Source organism: Bacillus sp. EKM208B, from assembly GCF_011800725.1.
GTDB classification, from domain to species: domain Bacteria; phylum Bacillota; class Bacilli; order Bacillales; family Bacillaceae; genus Bacillus; species Bacillus velezensis.
This window is the reverse complement of record NZ_JAANHO010000007.1, coordinates 93,449-109,089: the sequence shown is the minus strand read 5'-3', so window position 1 is coordinate 109,089 and position 15,641 is coordinate 93,449. Positions and strand designations below refer to the sequence as shown.

Annotated in this window: 18 protein-coding genes; 11 read left to right on the top strand and 7 right to left on the bottom strand. The window is 46.9% G+C overall.

The genetic code is table 11. The features are described 5' to 3' along the window. Positions 1–65 precede the first annotated feature (65 nt). The 7 genes from G9F75_RS13920 to nosA all read left to right on the top strand — a co-directional run bounded on the left by G9F75_RS13920 (position 66) and on the right by nosA (position 7,770). On the top strand, positions 66–719 hold the full coding sequence (locus G9F75_RS13920) for a class A sortase (protein WP_167409167.1): 654 nt from the start codon (positions 66–68) through the stop codon (positions 717–719). A gap of 242 nt (positions 720–961) precedes the next feature. After that, positions 962–2,566, top strand: coding sequence for a sensor histidine kinase (locus G9F75_RS13915; protein ID WP_014417172.1), 1,605 nt, complete (start codon positions 962–964; stop codon positions 2,564–2,566). Then, the gene (locus G9F75_RS13910; protein WP_167409166.1) at positions 2,563–3,243 is read left to right on the top strand and encodes a response regulator; all 681 of its coding nucleotides are present in this window, start codon (positions 2,563–2,565) and stop codon (positions 3,241–3,243) included. The genes G9F75_RS13915 and G9F75_RS13910 overlap by 4 nt, the downstream gene beginning before the upstream one ends. Positions 3,244–3,255: 12 nt before the next feature. Beyond that, on the top strand, positions 3,256–4,218 hold the full coding sequence (locus tag G9F75_RS13905) for a tripartite tricarboxylate transporter substrate binding protein (protein ID WP_167409165.1): 963 nt from the start codon (positions 3,256–3,258) through the stop codon (positions 4,216–4,218). 192 nt (positions 4,219–4,410) lie between these two features. Then, positions 4,411–5,709 (top strand): Mg(2+)/citrate complex secondary transporter CitM, encoded by a 1,299-nt coding sequence (citM, locus tag G9F75_RS13900; protein ID WP_060674522.1) that lies wholly within the window; start codon positions 4,411–4,413, stop codon positions 5,707–5,709. A gap of 51 nt (positions 5,710–5,760) precedes the next feature. Then, positions 5,761–6,555, top strand: a complete 795-nt coding sequence (locus tag G9F75_RS13895) for an MBL fold metallo-hydrolase (protein WP_014417176.1) — start codon at positions 5,761–5,763, stop codon at positions 6,553–6,555. Positions 6,556–6,678: 123 nt separating this feature from the next. Then, entirely contained in the window at positions 6,679–7,770 is a 1,092-nt protein-coding gene (nosA, locus tag G9F75_RS13890) for a nitric oxide synthase (RefSeq protein WP_029974070.1), read from the top strand. Here nosA and G9F75_RS13885 read toward each other — a convergent pair. After that, the gene (locus G9F75_RS13885; protein WP_167409164.1) at positions 7,764–8,036 is read right to left on the bottom strand and encodes an acylphosphatase; all 273 of its coding nucleotides are present in this window, start codon (positions 8,034–8,036) and stop codon (positions 7,764–7,766) included. The two genes, nosA and G9F75_RS13885, sit on opposite strands and share 7 nt — an antisense overlap. Positions 8,037–8,103: 67 nt before the next feature. Here G9F75_RS13885 and G9F75_RS13880 point away from each other — a divergent pair, with 67 nt between their 5' ends. Next, the gene (locus G9F75_RS13880; protein ID WP_014417179.1) at positions 8,104–8,763 is read left to right on the top strand and encodes an MOSC domain-containing protein; all 660 of its coding nucleotides are present in this window, start codon (positions 8,104–8,106) and stop codon (positions 8,761–8,763) included. 40 nt (positions 8,764–8,803) lie between these two features. On the opposite strand, the gene G9F75_RS13875 is transcribed toward G9F75_RS13880, so the two are convergent. The 4 genes from G9F75_RS13875 to map form a co-directional block, all read right to left on the bottom strand. Beyond that, entirely contained in the window at positions 8,804–8,938 is a 135-nt protein-coding gene (locus tag G9F75_RS13875; RefSeq protein ID WP_003155609.1) for a YflJ family protein, read from the bottom strand. 178 nt (positions 8,939–9,116) lie between these two features. Then, positions 9,117–9,272 carry a hypothetical protein gene (locus tag G9F75_RS13870; RefSeq protein ID WP_003155608.1) on the bottom strand — a complete coding sequence of 52 codons (156 nt, stop codon included), beginning with the start codon at positions 9,270–9,272 and terminating at the stop codon, positions 9,117–9,119. 82 nt (positions 9,273–9,354) lie between these two features. Beyond that, a complete protein-coding gene (locus G9F75_RS13865) occupies positions 9,355–9,666 on the bottom strand; it encodes a DUF3243 domain-containing protein (RefSeq protein WP_003155607.1) in 312 nt (103 codons plus the stop codon). A gap of 56 nt (positions 9,667–9,722) precedes the next feature. Beyond that, the gene (gene map / locus G9F75_RS13860; protein WP_014417181.1) at positions 9,723–10,472 is read right to left on the bottom strand and encodes a type I methionyl aminopeptidase; all 750 of its coding nucleotides are present in this window, start codon (positions 10,470–10,472) and stop codon (positions 9,723–9,725) included. Positions 10,473–10,636: 164 nt separating this feature from the next. Between map and nagE the strand changes: the two genes are divergently transcribed. Together nagE and G9F75_RS13850 are read left to right on the top strand one after the other, a co-directional pair. After that, positions 10,637–12,019 carry an N-acetylglucosamine-specific PTS transporter subunit IIBC gene (gene nagE, locus G9F75_RS13855; RefSeq protein ID WP_017419100.1) on the top strand — a complete coding sequence of 461 codons (1,383 nt, stop codon included), beginning with the start codon at positions 10,637–10,639 and terminating at the stop codon, positions 12,017–12,019. Between the two features lie 126 nt (positions 12,020–12,145). Next, positions 12,146–12,589: a YfmQ family protein gene (locus G9F75_RS13850; RefSeq protein WP_017419101.1), complete on the top strand. Its 444-nt coding sequence runs from the start codon at positions 12,146–12,148 to the stop codon at positions 12,587–12,589. Positions 12,590–12,629: 40 nt separating this feature from the next. Here G9F75_RS13850 and ltaS read toward each other — a convergent pair whose 3' ends face one another. After that, the gene (gene ltaS, locus G9F75_RS13845) at positions 12,630–14,567 is read right to left on the bottom strand and encodes a lipoteichoic acid synthase (RefSeq protein WP_017419102.1); all 1,938 of its coding nucleotides are present in this window, start codon (positions 14,565–14,567) and stop codon (positions 12,630–12,632) included. 245 nt (positions 14,568–14,812) lie between these two features. On the opposite strand from ltaS, the gene G9F75_RS13840 reads away from it, so the two are divergent. Further along, entirely contained in the window at positions 14,813–15,190 is a 378-nt protein-coding gene (locus G9F75_RS13840) for a DnaJ family domain-containing protein (protein WP_014417184.1), read from the top strand. Between the two features lie 9 nt (positions 15,191–15,199). Here the strand turns inward: G9F75_RS13840 and G9F75_RS13835 are convergent, their stop codons facing one another. Further along, a complete protein-coding gene (locus tag G9F75_RS13835) occupies positions 15,200–15,631 on the bottom strand; it encodes an Hsp20/alpha crystallin family protein (protein WP_003155596.1) in 432 nt (143 codons plus the stop codon). Positions 15,632–15,641 lie beyond the last annotated feature (10 nt).

Sequence of the window (15,641 nt, the reverse complement as noted above, 5' to 3'; positions counted from 1 at the left end):
TTTAAAAAGAGAATCATTTCTCACCAAATACTCACCGCATGACGTACAAGAAAGGAATTTTCTTCATGGTTAAAAAAATGATCATTGCCGTTCTTATTTTGTCCGGGCTGCTTCTCATTTCCTCTCCTCTCATGAAAGGCTGTTTGATCGCGTACCTCAGTAAAAGCCAAATTGAATCGGAATTGACCGCAGAACAAGCGCGGAAAAATAACATGAAAAAAGCGGACTATGATTTTGAATCCATTCATCCGCCCGGTTTCAGTGAAACAGTTCAGTCAAGTTTTAATCGCAAACCGAAACCGATAATCGGACGGATAACCATCAGCAGCATCGATTTAGACCTTCCGATTTTAAAAGGCACAACCAATGAAAACCTGCTGATCGGCGCGGCAACTATGCGTCCGGATCAGAAAATGGGCGAGGGAAACTACCCGTTGGCAGGCCACCATCTGAAGCAGGAGAACCTATTGTTCGGCCCTCTTTTACACATAAAAAAAGGCGCGAAAATCGTGATGACCGACTTTAGAAAAGACTATATTTATTCTGTAACATCAAAAACCATGATTTCAGAAATAGAAGCAAACACAATTCAGGAGACAAAAGATAAAGAGATTACATTAATCACATGCGACAAAGCGGTAAGAACCGAAGGGCGCCTGGCCGTCAAAGGAAAATTGATTGATATTTCCGGTCATTCAAATGTATCTCGGCCATCATAGAGAAACACTTTGTCAACTGAATATATGTCCGTTGTTAAACATCCCGAGACTGGCTTCTGTCAGTCTTTTTTGCGCAGCGATTATAAAAAGTTCATCCTTCTTATCTCCCTCTTGAGGGAAATTATACCAGACTGCACTTTTTGAAAGAAATGACAAGAGAAAAAGATCACGAAAATTCTCAAAAATGAGAAACAAAGATTTAAAAAGTGGTATGATTTTAGGAGGAAAGGACGGCTGGTGCTGTGTTGGAAGCGAAGCGGTTTTATGTCTCTCTGCAAATGAAAATCGCCGGATTAATCACGGCTTTATTAATACTTGTCATCGGAACGCTCACTGTTATATTTGCCTTTCAGCAATTAAAGGAAGGCCAGAAGCAGGCTGAACAGCTGGCGGTGCAAACGGCAAAAACCATTTCATACATGCCTCCTGTAAAAGAGGCATTCCGGCTTGCGGATCAAGAAGCTTTTACAAAGTTAGACGTCATTGAACAAATGAAAGAACAGGCAGGCGCGCACGCCGTCTACATTACTGATCAAAAAGGGCATGTTGCATTTCATTCGGCCCGCAGCAGCATTCCGAAAGAAAATCAAAATCTGCAAAATAAAACCGTCATGTTCGGCGGGTCTCCGGTTTCCGACGGAATGACGGCGGTCCGGGGAAGCGCCCCGGTTATTCTGGAGGAAAAAAATCATAACGAAGTCGTCGGAACGGTGACAGTCGAGTTTTTACAAGATGAGATAGAAAAAGATATGAAAGCGCATCTGCGGCATTTAGGCTATTTTGCATGCTTGGTGTTTCTTATCGGCATCGGGGGAGCGGCAGCGCTCGCAAAAAGCATCCGTAAAGATACACTCGGCCTTGAACCGCATGAAATTGCAGCGCTGTACCGGGAGCGCAATGCGATGCTCCTTGCGATGAAAGAAGGGATTATCGCCGTAAACAAAGAAGGCGCGGTAACCATGATGAATTTATCTGCGGCTGATATGCTGAATCTTCCGGCACCGATGATCGGAAGGCATATAAAAGAAATCATGCCGGGCGCAAATCTTATGCCGGTTTTGGCAGGGGGAGAATTACCGCCGAACGTGGAGGTGCGTGCCGGAGATAAAGTGTTTATCTTAAACGTGAAAGAAATGAAGCAGACCGGACAAGTATACGGAGCGGTGATCAGCTTCCGCGAAAAAACGGAGCTCAAGAAACTCATTAACAAGCTGACTGAAATGAAAAAATACTCGGAGGATCTCCGGGCGCAAACGCATGAATTCTCGAATAAGCTTTACGCGATCCTCGGTCTGTTAGAGCTGGGAGAATATAATGAAGCCATTGAACTGATAAAAGAAGAGTACGCCATCCAGAATGAACAGCACGAAATCCTCTTTCAAAACATTCATTCACAGCGGGTTCAGGCCATACTATTAGGAAAAATGGGAAAGGCGTCTGAGAAGAAAGTGAAGCTTTCAATAGATGAAAACAGCTTTTTAGAATCGCTGCCGGAGCATGTGGGTTCATCCCAGCTCATTACGATCATCGGAAATCTTATTGATAACGCTTTCGAAGCCGTCGCCGAAAAAGAGAAAAAAGAGGTCGCCTTTTTTATGACCGATATCGGCAGGGATATCGTCATCGAAGTGGCGGATTCAGGAGACGGCGTGCCTCAGGAAAAAACAGAAACGATATTTGAAAAGGGCTACTCTTCAAAGGGGACGAGGAGAGGATACGGCTTAGCCAATCTGAAAGAAGCCGTCAGTGAATTGCAGGGATCGATAGAGATTTCGCAGCAAAAGAGCGGCGGTGCCGTATTTACGGTGTTTATACCGAAAGAAAGGTCAAAGGGGGAATCGGTGTGATTAACATCGCGATTGCAGAGGACGACTTTCGAATAGCGCAAATTCACGAAAAATTTATCGAACATCTTGATGGATTCAATGTCATCGGCAAAGCAATCAATGCCAAAGACACCATATCGCTGCTTGAGAAACGGCAGCCTGATCTGCTGCTTTTGGATATTTATATGCCGGATGAGCTGGGGACAGATCTGCTTCCCCTTATCCGCGGCCGTTTTCCTTCCGTTGATATCACCATTATTACAGCTTCTGCCGAAACAAGACTGCTGCAGGAAGCGCTCAGATCAGGCGTTTCTCACTATGTCATAAAGCCGGTGTCGGCACATAAATTTACAGAAGTGCTTTTGCAGTACCGTGAAAAAAGAGAATGGCTGCGCTCACAGCCGGAGCTGAGCCAGTCCGTTATCGACATGTTTTTCGGAAGCGGTCAGAAAGAACAAAAACAGCTCAATGATCTGCCGACCGGGATTAATTCGATTACACTTCAAAAAATCAAAAACGCGCTCAGGGCAGCCCAAAAAGGGATGACGGCTGAAGAACTGGGCGAAAAAATGGGCGCCTCCAGAACAACGGCGCGGCGCTACGCCGAGTTTCTCGTTTCTCGGGAAGAAGCGCTCGCTGAATTAGAGTACGGCATTATCGGCAGGCCGGAACGGAAATATTATTTAGCACATGAATAAGGGATGGGAGAAATGAAGCGGTTGGGAGTACTTCTTCTCATGCTGGCGGCGCTGGTTTCTTTTGACGGACGGCAGATGGCGGGCATCCGTTCAGCCGAAGGGCCGGTTGAAATTGTCGTCCCGGCGGCGCCTCAAGGGGGCTGGGACGTAACGGCAAAAGCTTTGCAATCGGTAATAGAGCAGAAGCAAATATTAGGCCGACCCGTAAAGATCGTCTATAAACCCGGCGGAGGCGGAGACAGCGGCTGGAAATATGTAAACGAACGAAAAACAGATGTCATCAGTATGAATTCAAGCCTGCTGTTAAGCAATGAAATTTTGGGACAAAGCCGGCTGAAGGCAGCTGATTTTACGCCTTTGGCCATTATCGCAAAAGAGTGGCAGACCGTCGCTCTTCCGAAGGATTCAAAGATAAAAAGCGGAAAGCGGCTGCTCGGCGATATTAAAGCACATCCGGGCGGCATAAAAATCGGATTTGCGCCCGGCCTTGGAAATGATGACCAGCTCTCCTTTGCGAGAGCGGCGGAAATGGTCGGAATTTCTCCGTTTGATATCCGCTTTTTTCAATACGGGAGCAGCAATGAAGTCATTGAAGCTCTTATCAGCCACGAGATAGACGCCGCCTCAATGACCATTTCAGAAGCGAGAGGCGCCTATCGGAAAGAGAAAATCACATTGGCGGCCGTTACGTCGGACAAAAGGCTCTCCGGCTTCAGCGATGTGCCGACATGGAAAGAGCAGGGGGTGCCGTTTGTCTTTGCGCACTGGAGAGGCATCATGGGGCCGAAAGACATGACCGAAGGCGAGATCGCCTATTGGGATCAGGCTTTGAAACAGATTACCTCATCCGCGGAGTGGAAGCAAATGCTGAAAAAACGGGATTGGGAGAGCTTTTATAAAAACAGCAGCGGCGCAAAACGCTTTTTAGAAGAGCAGACCGAGTTTTATAAAGAGATGATGAGCAGCGAAAAATAAGCCTTCCGCATATTTGCGGGAGGCTTTTTATTTATAAATGAACAAAATGAACGAAAAGGTTATAAAAAATTAAAAATCTTTAAAATCCAAAATATTTACTTCAATATCCAATTCTCATAAGATAGCAAAAAGGCGGATAAAGGGGATCGGGCCTTTAAAATGTAAGCGTATTCATAATAAGGGGGGCATACTGTGTTAGCAATCTTAGGCTTTCTTATGATGCTTGTTTTTATGGTGCTGATTATGACAAAACGGCTTTCCGTGTTAACGGCGCTCGTATTAACGCCGATCGTGTTTGCGCTGTTTGCCGGGTTTTCTTTTAACCGGGTCGGCGAGATGATGATCTCCGGTATTGAACAGGTGGCGCCGATCGCAGTCATGATTATGTTTGCGATTCTTTATTTCGGCATTATGATTGATACCGGTTTATTTGATCCGATGGTTGCGCGTATTTTAAAGCTGGTTAAAGGCGATCCGCTCAAAATTGTAGTCGGAACAGCCGTTTTGACCATGCTTGTCGCACTGGACGGAGACGGCTCGACGACGTATATGATTACGACAAGCGCAATGCTGCCTTTGTATATCATGCTCGGAATCCGTCCGATTATTTTAGCGGGAATCGCCGGTGTCGGCATGGGTATCATGAACACGATACCATGGGGCGGCGCGACGCCGCGTGCGGCGAGTGCGCTCGGCGTTGACCCGGCAGAGCTGACGGGGCCGATGCTGCCTGTCATTGCGAGCGGAATGGTGTGTATGATTGTGGTCGCTTATGTACTCGGAAGGATGGAAAGGAAACGGCTCGGGGTGATCGAATTAAAGCAGCCGTCCCATACAAATGAAACGGCTGCGGCTGCGGAAGATGAATGGAAGCGGCCGAAACTGTGGTGGTTCAATTTAATGTTAACGCTTTCTTTAGTGGGATTTTTAGTGTCAGGAAAAGTGAATTTAACCGTGCTGTTCATCATTGCGTTTTGTATTGCGCTGATTGTCAACTATCCGAAGCTTAACGATCAAAGGGAGCGTATTTCAGCCCATTCGAGCAATGTGCTTGCGATCGGTTCGATGATTTTTGCCGCAGGCGTGTTTACCGGAATTTTAACGGGGACGAAGATGGTTGATGAGATGGCCATTTCCCTCGTATCGCTTATTCCGGAACAGATGGGGGGGTTTATTCCGGCGATTGTTGCCTTAACGAGCGGTATCTTTACGTTTCTGATGCCTAATGACGCCTATTTTTACGGCGTGCTGCCCATTTTATCCGAGACCGCCGTGGCGTACGGTGTAGATAAGGTGGAAATCGCCCGCGCTTCGATTATCGGCCAGCCGATTCATATGTTAAGCCCGCTCGTGCCGTCGACGCATTTATTAGTCGGGCTTGCCGGGGTCACCATTGATGAACACCAGAAATTTGCGATGAAATGGGCGGTTCTTGCCGTTATCGTCATGACGGCCTTTGCGCTCATCATCGGCGCAATCACGATTTTTTAACATAAAACACCCGGTTCGTCGCACACTAAAGGCATCAGAGGAGGTGCCATGATGAGTGATCCGTTTATGCCGCTTTTTTCAGTGAGAAGCGGCGCCGGTTTTAAAGCGGCGGACGGCGTTTACGGACTGACCGTGCAGATTGCGAATGTTTACTTTATCGAAAATCCCTCAGCTCCGCGGGAAATCATTCTGGTTGACGCGGGAATGCCGCAATCGGCGGAGATGATAACAGAAGAAATGAAACGCCGGTTCAAAGAGGGGTATCAGCTGAAGGCGGTCATTTTGACACACGGCCATTTTGATCATGTCGGTGCGATTGAAGAGCTGCTTGAGCTTTGGAATGTGCCGGTTTACATTCATGAAAAGGAGCTCCCGTACGTCACGGGGAAAGCGGATTATCCGCCTGCCAGGCCCGATGCGAAAAAAGGGCTTGTCGCAAAGCTGTCACCGCTGTTTCCGCGCCATACGATCCGCATTCCGTCCGTTCAGGCATTGCCTTCAGACGGTACCGTTCCGTTTCTTGAAGAATGGAAATGGGTGCATACGCCCGGCCACACACCCGGCCATATTTCATTATTCCGGGATAAAGACCGCGTTCTGCTTGCCGGTGATGCCGTGATCACTGTTGAACAGGAATCGCTTGCGGACGTTGTCATTCAAAAGCAAGAGCTTCACGGGCCGCCCGCCTATTTTACAGCGGATACGCAGACGGCGGCCGCATCCGTTCAGAAACTGGCCGAACTGGAGCCGGAAGCGCTTTTGACGGGTCACGGAATTCCTATGACGGGAAAAAACTACCGTGAGGATTTGCTTACACTGGCTGAAAAATTGCATTCCGTTTTGTAAAACACCTGCGAAAATCACAGGTGTTTTTTCTTTGCAGTTTCCAGTATGATACAAAAAAACCATTGTGTTCACTCCTAAAAACGATACAATGGGAAACAGATGTAAATTGAAGGAGAGAGTTTTTTGAAACATACGGAAATACTTTGGGATGAGGCGAAGGATTTTATTGATGTCTGCTATCAGGAACTCGGAATGGAATCGCAAATCAACGCGCGACTACACGCGATAAAAGATGAGATAGAGCGGACGGGAAGTTACGTCCATACGGCGGAAGAGCTTGAACACGGGGCGAAAATGGCGTGGCGCAACAGCAACCGCTGTATCGGGCGTCTGTTCTGGCAATCGCTGAACGTCATTGACCGGCGCGGTGTGAACACGAAAGAAGAGGTGCGCGACGCATTATTTGAACATATTGAAATCGCCACGAACGGCGGAAAAATTAAACCGACAATTACGATTTTCCCTCCTGAGAAGAATGGGGAGAAACAAGTGGAGATCTGGAATCACCAGCTTATCCGCTATGCGGGGTATGAGACTGAAAAAGGAAGAGTCGGTGATCCGGCATCATATGAGCTGACGGCTGTCTGCGAAAAACTCGGCTGGCGCGGGAAGCGGACCGATTTTGATATTCTGCCGCTGCTTTTTCGGATGAAAGGGGACGGGCAGCCGGTCTGGTATGACCTGCCTCAGACGCTCGTGAAAGAAGTGCCGATCACCCATCCGGATATTGAAGAGTTTGCCGATTTAAATCTCAGATGGTACGGGGTTCCGATTATCGCCGATATGAGGCTTGAAATCGGCGGACTGTCGTACAACGCGGCGCCTTTTAACGGATGGTATATGGGAACCGAAATCGGCGCAAGGAACCTTGCTGACGAAAAACGGTATGATATGCTCAAAAAAGCCGCTGCGGTCATGGGGATTTCCGCCAGCCTGAATACCGACCTGTGGAAAGATCAGGTGCTGGTGGAACTGAATAAGGCAGTGCTCTATTCATACAAAAAACACGGTGTCAGCATTGTCGATCACCATACGGCGGCGAATCAATTTAAACGCTTTGAAGAACAGGAACAAGACGCGGGCAGAAAGCTGACGGGTGACTGGACCTGGCTGATTCCGCCGATCTCGCCGGCTTCCACCCACATTTTCCATAAATCATATGACAATACGATTGTGAAGCCGAATTATTATTATCAGGACAAGCCTTATCAGTAACTGATGGTAAAAGTGCGGTACCCTTTCAGCCGGTGTGATTCTTCGATGGTTACGCCTGTGACATTTGAGAAGGGGCTGCCTTTTCTGACCGCTTCGGCAAATTGTTTTAACGACTCTTCAGGGCCTTCGGCAAGGATTTCCACCCGGCCGTCATCACGGTTTTTTACCCAGCCGGCTATCTTATGTCTGTCGGCTTCCATCTGGACGAAGTAGCGAAAACCTACGCCCTGAACCCGGCCGTCTGCCATCATATGATATTGAAGCATGGAAAAACCACCTTTTTCTTACTATGATAAAGGAAAGATAGGATATTTCGCAAAGGATGTGAACGAGGTGACGCAAGACTATTCTGTCTTATCTATCAATCTCGGAAAGCCCGCAATTCATGAATTTGCCGGCCGACAAATCAATTCCGGCATCATAAAGCGGCCCGCTGATTCTCCCGTCATGCTGTATAAAACCCATTTTGACGGGGACGGGCAGGCTGATCTGAAGAATCACGGAGGCCCCGATAAAGCGGTGTGCGTGTATCCCGCCGAGCATTATTCATATTGGGAAACAACGCTCGCGAGAAAACTTCCCGCCGCCGCGTTCGGGGAGAATGTAACGGTCAAAGGACTGGCCGAACAAGACGTGTGGATCGGAGACGTCTTTCAGCTGGGGGAAGCCGTCGTTCAAGTAAGCCAGCCGCGCCAGCCCTGCGTCAAACTCGCGCTCAAATATGGCATCAAAGATATGGTGCTCCGTGTACAGCAGACGGGATTTACCGGCTTTTATTTCAGGGTGCTTGAAGAAGGATATGTCGATCCGCGCCCCGTCCTCAAGCGTCTGTCGAGAGGAAAAGAAAGCATTTCCGTCTGGTATGCGAATGAAGTGAAATATCGTGATTCCGGCAATCTGTCAGCGATTGAAGAAATACTGCGGGAAGAAGCGCTGTCAGAAAGCTGGAGGGAGTCCTTCCTTAAAAAAAGGGACAGGCTCAGGAATGTATAGAAAAAAAGCCGTGCTGCACTGACAGCACGGCTGATTTACGTTATGCTTGTTTTTTTGTTTCCAGCAGATTGGCAAGGAAGTACTTTTTGAAGCTTTGAAGCTTTCTTCCTTCATAGTGGGTAATTCCTTTTTTCTTTAACTCTTCTACATACCAGCCTTTACTGCCATAATGCATGTCAGAAAACTCCTTTCTCCGTTCTCCCGCTGGGGAGGTTTCTTCAGTTTTTGCCAAACTTTTGGCATTGTAACATCTATAAAAAGACGCTGAAAAGGGATAACGCAAAAACTGAGACTTTCGATTCAGAGATGTAAAGCTTTCTTACATATATATGTAAAGGGCGGTCTTTTCATGCTTAATGGCCGGTTAATTTTAACAGCACCGTTCCGAGTGTCATGATTCCGAAAACGACGCCGAAATAAATCAGCATCCCCTTCTTTTTCTTCACCCCGTAAACGGTGAGAATGATGCTTTCAATAAAGAAAATAAACCCGAAGATAATAAACCACATGTTGAAAAATGGCTCCTTTCACAGACATATGTCCAGTGTAGCACAACTCTTATAACGGGGCATAAAAAAGCCGGGCACTGTATCAGTGTCCGGCAAGTTTGACGAGAAGCTGGGCCAAATGCTGTTTTTCATTGTCATCCGCAATGTCCCACAGCTCTTGTAAGAGTTTTTCTTCCGCATTGCGGGGCTCCTCGTGTTTGGCGAGATAGTCCCCGAGGATGGCGGCGCTTTTGATGATTTTGCTGTCATCCAGACCCAGTTTTTTTCCGGCGGAAATTTTCTGATGAAGGTACGCCTTAAATTCCTCGAAATCCTCTAAAATCTGCTGTTTCGTTACGCCGTGCATGGCGTGTATTTCGTTTTCGATTTTGATTTTTTCTTTATCTTTTTTCATGCGTCTCCCTCCTTCGGGTTAGTTGTTGTATACCTGTTTGGGAGGGAGATGAAACATTACAATGCAGTTAAAATAATCGGTTTGTCTTTTGTGATCACGATGGTGTGTTCCACTTGGGCGACAAGGCTTTTATCCGGCGTTTTATACGTCCAGCCGTCTCCCGTTTCAACAATCGTTTCCGCTTTCGTGGAAATAAACGGCTCAAGCGCGATCACGGTTCCGTTTTTAAGAAGCGCGTTATCAAACGGATCGTAGTAATTCATGATGTGGTTCGGCGCTTCATGGAGGTTTCTGCCGATTCCGTGGCCCGTCAGCGTTTTAATGACGGTAAATCCGTTGGAGCGGGCTTCATGGTAGACGGCTCTGCCGATCTGGTTTTGGCGTTTGCCGGCTTTTGCCTGATCCAATCCTTTCTGAAATGCGGATGCTGCGCAGTTACAAAGCTTTTGCAGACGTTCATCGCCTTCTCCGAGTACAAATGAAATGCCCGTATCGGAATAAAAACCGCCGAACTCCGCCGAAATATCGATATTTACAAGATCCCCGGCTTTTAAGATTTTAGAGGCGCTCGGAATGCCGTGAGCGACTTCGTCATTTACGCTGATGCATGTCACGCCCGGGAAATCGTATTCCTTCTCCGGAGCGGAAGCGGCTCCGTGCTCGTCAAGCACCGCCTTTCCGATCAGGTCAAGATCTTTCGTGCTCATGCCGGGCTCGGCTTTTTTCTTCATTTCTTCACGCGCCAGCGCGACGATTCTGCCGATTTTTTTCAGGCCTTCTAATTCTTGATCGTTCGTTACAATCATTGTCATTCCCGCTTTCTATTTTTAATCATCTGATTCAAGCTTACCACAACTGGTTTATAAATAGAAAACCAACAAGCCTTATGTGAATAAATGAAGGAAAATTGGTATAGATCACTAGATAACTTATGTGGTATATTTAAGAAAAAAGAAGGGGGATGGGTAAAATGCTTCAATTTTTGCAAAAACTCGGAAAATCATTTATGCTTCCGATTGCCGTTCTGCCCGCCGTTGGTATTATTTTGGCCATCGGCAGAGAGGACTTATTAAATATTCCGTTCATTTACGCGGCGGGGACCGCGGTATTTGATCATCTGCCGCTGATTTTCGCGATCGGAATCGCGATCGGGATTTCCAAAGACAGCAACGGGGCCGCCGCTCTGTCGGGAGCAATTTCTTATATCATGCTGGACGCGGCTGTAAAATCAATCAATTCGACAAATAATATGGCCGTTTTCGGAGGGATTATCGCGGGGTTAATTGCGGGATACACGTATAATCGCTTTAAGGATACGAAGCTGCCCGAATATCTCGGGTTTTTCAGCGGGCGCAGGCTCGTTCCGATTGTAACGGCGCTGATTACCATTATTTTGGCGGGGATCTTCGGATTTGTGTGGCCGCCGATTCAGTCGGTGATTACGTCCTTCGGGGAATGGATGATCGGGCTTGGCGGGATCGGCGCCGGGATTTACGGGATTTTTAACCGGCTTTTGATTCCATTCGGTCTTCATCATGTGCTGAATAATATTTTTTGGTTCCAGTTTGGCGATTTTCACGGAAAAACGGGAGATCTGGCCCGCTTCTTTGCGAAGGATCCGACGGCGGGAACTTATATGACGGGATTCTTCCCGATTATGATGTTCGGGCTTCCGGCCGCATGTCTGGCAATGATTGCCGCGGCTAAGCCAAGTAAGCGCAAAGCGACGGCCGGAATGATGATCGGTCTCGCGCTGACGGCATTTATTACCGGAATTACAGAGCCGATTGAATTTGCATTTATGTTTTTATCACCGCTTTTGTACGGGGTTCATGCTATATTAACCGGGTTCTCTTTATTTATCGTAAATGTTCTCGGAATCAGGTCAGGTTTTTCATTCTCGGCGGGGGCGATCGATTATCTCCTCAGCTACGGCATTGCCGAAAAACCGCTTTTGCTGCTCGTTGTCGGGCTTTGTTATGCGGTGATCTATTTTGTCGTATTCTATATGCTCATCAAAACGTTAAACTTGAAAACGCCGGGACGGGAAGATGATGAGGAAGAGGAAGAAGTGCTTAGTGAAGATACGGCCGGTTCCGTCGAAGAACATGCCATGCTCAAGGGGCTCGGCGGCAGGCAAAACCTCGAAACGATTGATCACTGTGCGACCCGCCTCAGGCTGACCGTGCAGGATACGTCTCTCATTAATGAGGCGGCGCTTAAAAAAGCGGGAGCAAAAGGGGTTATCAAAACGGGGAATAAAACGGCGCAGGTCATTATCGGGCCGAACGTCGAATTTGTCGCGGAAGAGCTGAGAGAGGCCGTCAGCCGTGATGACCAGAAGCAGACTTGAAAAATCCGGATCACCTATGTGATCCGGATTTTTTTTGAACATATATCAAGTTTCACATAATGTACAAAAAACAATGTTTTCTTCTATGTTAAGATTCATGTAGAACAAGTATGGAGATGATGTAAGGTGACATGGATTGCAGTTGTTTCAATTGTTGTCATAAGCCTGATTAAGATTTTGCTGACATGCCTTCCTACCGGAGCGGTGGAATGGATTCTCCGCAAGTTTGAAACCCATTCAAAGCTCAGTGACGCGTCCGCTGCCGTTTCCCTCGGCGGAAAACGTCTGGAAGGCGAAGACAAACGCCGGGTGATTGATGATTTTAACGATGCCGTGTTTATCGAACGGCATTATATATACCCAGGGGATGAAGAGCGTTATCTTCATCCGCAAAACGGAGCCGATCCGCTTGTCATTAAGACGAGAAAAGGAAAAAAAGATGTGACGGTGTTTGTATACAGCTACGAAGATCATGTAGATGTCGTCAAACAGCAGAAAAAGAAAGTCGTCGCTTATTCAGTTCTTTCCGACAGCCTGCAAAAGCGCTCTATGGCCGCCGCCGGGAGCTGAACATAAAAAAGCCAGATCATTGATATGATCTGGCTTTTGTTTATTCTTTTTGATCATCTGCTGAGGAATCTTCACGCTTCGTATAATCGAATTGTGAAGGGTCCACTTTCTTAAAGCCTTTCGGCTGATAGAAACGAAGCAGATCGCCGTTGATGATCTTATCAGACATTTCAAGCTCAGTCTTGACGAGAGAGTCTTCTTTTTTGTCGACTTCTGAATCATCTAAAAGTCTTCCGGTTTTCGTATCGTAATACTTGCCGGACACTTTCGTATAGTTCGGTGAGATGAAGTCTCCGTTACGGAACGGAATGACTTCTCTGTGCTCTTTCGATAAGATATCTGAACCTGACATGAGATAATCTTTCGTATCGACGCCGAGCAGATGAAGAACGGTCGGCGCAACATCGACTTCACCGGCAAATTTATGATTGCGGCCGCCTTTCACGCCGGGAGCGTGGATAAAGAGCGGCACCCGCTGAAGCTGGGCATTGTCGTATTCTGTGATCTCATCTTTGCCGAGCACTTTCGCCATCGCTTTATTATGGTTTTCGGAGATGCCGTAGTGGTCTCCGTACATCACGATAATCGACTTATCGTACAGGCCGTCTTTTTTCAAGTCATTAAAGAACTGTTCGATTGATTCATCCAGATAGTTCGCGGACTGGAAGTAATTATTGACGACTGAATCGCCAAAGTCTCCCGCCGGGAAGTCCGTGTCTTCTTTATCCATTCCGAACGGGAAGTGGTTGGACAGCGTAATGAACTTCGTATAGAACGGCTGCGGCAGGCTCTTTAAGAGCGGCATGGATTCTTTGAAATACGGTTTGTCTTTCATGCCGTAGTTTTTCGTGTTTTCTTCGCTCATGTCATAATAAGCGGAATCGAAAAACTTATCGATGCCTTCCGCTTTGTACATTTCGTTACGGTTCCAGAAAGTCTGCGTATTTCCGTGGAAAGCGGCAGACGTGTACTTTTTGCCTTTTAGGATCGCAGGAACGGACTGCAGCGTGTTTTGCGCTTTATTGACGAAAACCGAACCTTGCGAAAGCGGGTACAGAGAGTTCTCCATCATAAATTCCGCATCAGATGTTTTACCTTGTCCCGTTTGGTGGAAAAAGTTATCAAAGTAGAATGTTTGATTATCGTGCGCCAGTTTGTTTAAAAACGGCGTCACTTCCTTGCCGTTAATTTTATAGTCAATGATAAAGGATTGCAGAGACTCTAATGAGACGTAGATGACGTTTTTTCCTTCGGCTTTTCCGAAGTAGACGTTGTTCGGCACGTCATAGTTGGCCTTCATATAGTTTTCCACATCCGTTACATCGCTTGAATCGGCAAGCGCGCGCTGGCTGTTTGATTTCACATTCTGCACGGCATCGTAAATCGTAAAGTTGTACGTGCCCAAGTATTTCACCAGATAGTTTCGGTCAAATGAGCGTGTCAAAAGCTCAGGACGATCGGATTCCGCGACGGCGAGGTTGATCAGGAACACAAGCACGGCGGAAGCCAAAACGATTCTGAATGATTTCTTCGCCGGTTTTTCAGCCGGTTTTTTCATCTTAAGGGCCAAAATAATCAAAATGACGGTATCCAGGAAGTAGAAGGCGTCTGTCCATCTCATTAACGAGAACGCGCTGTCTCCGAGCTGGCCGCCGTTTGTCTTTGCCTGCATCATGACCGGGATGGTAATGAAATCATTAAAGAATCTATAATAGACGATGTTTGCAAAAAGCAAAAAAGACAATAAAAAATGAATCACAATAATGGCTGTCTGCTGTAATTTTTTCTTGAAAAGAAGCCCAAATCCAAGAAAGAACAAGCTGGAGCTCAGCGGATTCACAAAAAGCAATATTTTCTGGATCGTGTTGTCTATGCCGAGGTTAAAGTTTAAAATATAAGCGACATATGTTTTCACCCACAATAACACGACCGCTATCAAGAAGAAGGCAAGTCCTCTTTCTTTTATAAATGTTTTCATTGTTACACTCCTTTTTTCCGATCACGGTTTACACGGAACGATAGAAAAAACGAACGTAATCAATATACCATGAAACCAGCAAATAGAAAAGGTGGAAAAGGCTCATCGGAAAAAGGGCGAAAAACGCTGTCGCAACGGGGGTTGATCTGTTGAATGACAGCTTTAAAAAACACAAATGGCACAAACTGGGATTTGTGTTTCCGCATGATCACACCCGGTTCTATTGAAAAAAGAGGTGAACAGTGATGGATATTGCCCATATCGTGGCTGAAGATAAAATCAAGCGCGCCATTAAGGATGGAGAATTCGCCGGCATCAAAGGAATGGGAAAGCCCCTGCCCAAAGACGATGCCGCACATCTTCCGGAATCGCTCAGAATGGGCTACCGGATATTAAAAAACGCCGGGATCGCCGAGGATGAGGGCGCGCTGAAGAAAGAGCTGATGACGCTCGATTATTTGATCTCCAAGTGCCGCAATGAACAGGAGCGGGATCACCTGCGGAACAAACGGACGGAAAAACAAGTCAGACTCGATAAACTGACGGAGGAGAAAGCCATGTTCTCAAAACCCGCATCTTCTCATTATAAGGAGAAAGTGTACAGACGGCTGGGCCGCCCGTAAGCCGGCTCTTTAGATTTTTTTCTGAAAAGGAATGTGCTCCATAAGGCGCGGGTAGGAAATGTGGAGCAGGCCGTTTACGCACTGCGCCTGTAACAGGTGGGGCTCAGCCGGTTCAGGAAGCTCAATCGTCTCATCGATTTCCCCGTAATACCGGTTTTGGCAGACGCCCATGTTCTTTGGAAAAAGGGGTGTGATGTTTCCTCTTATATGCAGCCGTGTTCTTGACAGCAGCCTCAATGTCAATTCTTCTTCGTAAACGCCGGGCATTTCCACAATGACAAATGTGTGCTGTTCATCCTGATAAATATCATAAGTCAGGGTGTTTTTTTGTAAGGAGAAAAAATCTTCGGGAGATTTCCGTTTCAGGACATTGGTCCAAAAGTCGCTGGGCTTGTGCTCGTTCGTAATCTCAAGCCACTTTCTCATTTTTTCGATATCCACTTCGGCAGAA

What these genes read in the sequence shown, in the direction of transcription:
- G9F75_RS13875 (WP_003155609.1), bottom strand. Translation starts at nt 8,938, where the DNA reads ATGCATTATGGCAGTAAAGGCTGGTATGTAGAAGAGTTAAAGAAAAAA.
- G9F75_RS13865 (WP_003155607.1), bottom strand. Translation starts at nt 9,666, where the DNA reads ATGAAAAAAGATAAAGAAAAAATCAAAATCGAAAACGAAATACACGCC.
- G9F75_RS13905 (WP_167409165.1), top strand. Translation starts at nt 3,256, where the DNA reads ATGAAGCGGTTGGGAGTACTTCTTCTCATGCTGGCGGCGCTGGTTTCT.
- nagE (WP_017419100.1), top strand. Translation starts at nt 10,637, where the DNA reads ATGCTTCAATTTTTGCAAAAACTCGGAAAATCATTTATGCTTCCGATT.
- G9F75_RS13920 (WP_167409167.1), top strand. Translation starts at nt 66, where the DNA reads ATGGTTAAAAAAATGATCATTGCCGTTCTTATTTTGTCCGGGCTGCTT.
- G9F75_RS13840 (WP_014417184.1), top strand. Translation starts at nt 14,813, where the DNA reads ATGGATATTGCCCATATCGTGGCTGAAGATAAAATCAAGCGCGCCATT.
- G9F75_RS13885 (WP_167409164.1), bottom strand. Translation starts at nt 8,036, where the DNA reads ATGCTTCAATATCATATGATGGCAGACGGCCGGGTTCAGGGCGTAGGT.
- ltaS (WP_017419102.1), bottom strand. Translation starts at nt 14,567, where the DNA reads ATGAAAACATTTATAAAAGAAAGAGGACTTGCCTTCTTCTTGATAGCG.
- map (WP_014417181.1), bottom strand. Translation starts at nt 10,472, where the DNA reads ATGATTGTAACGAACGATCAAGAATTAGAAGGCCTGAAAAAAATCGGC.
- G9F75_RS13895 (WP_014417176.1), top strand. Translation starts at nt 5,761, where the DNA reads ATGAGTGATCCGTTTATGCCGCTTTTTTCAGTGAGAAGCGGCGCCGGT.
- G9F75_RS13870 (WP_003155608.1), bottom strand. Translation starts at nt 9,272, where the DNA reads ATGTGGTTTATTATCTTCGGGTTTATTTTCTTTATTGAAAGCATCATT.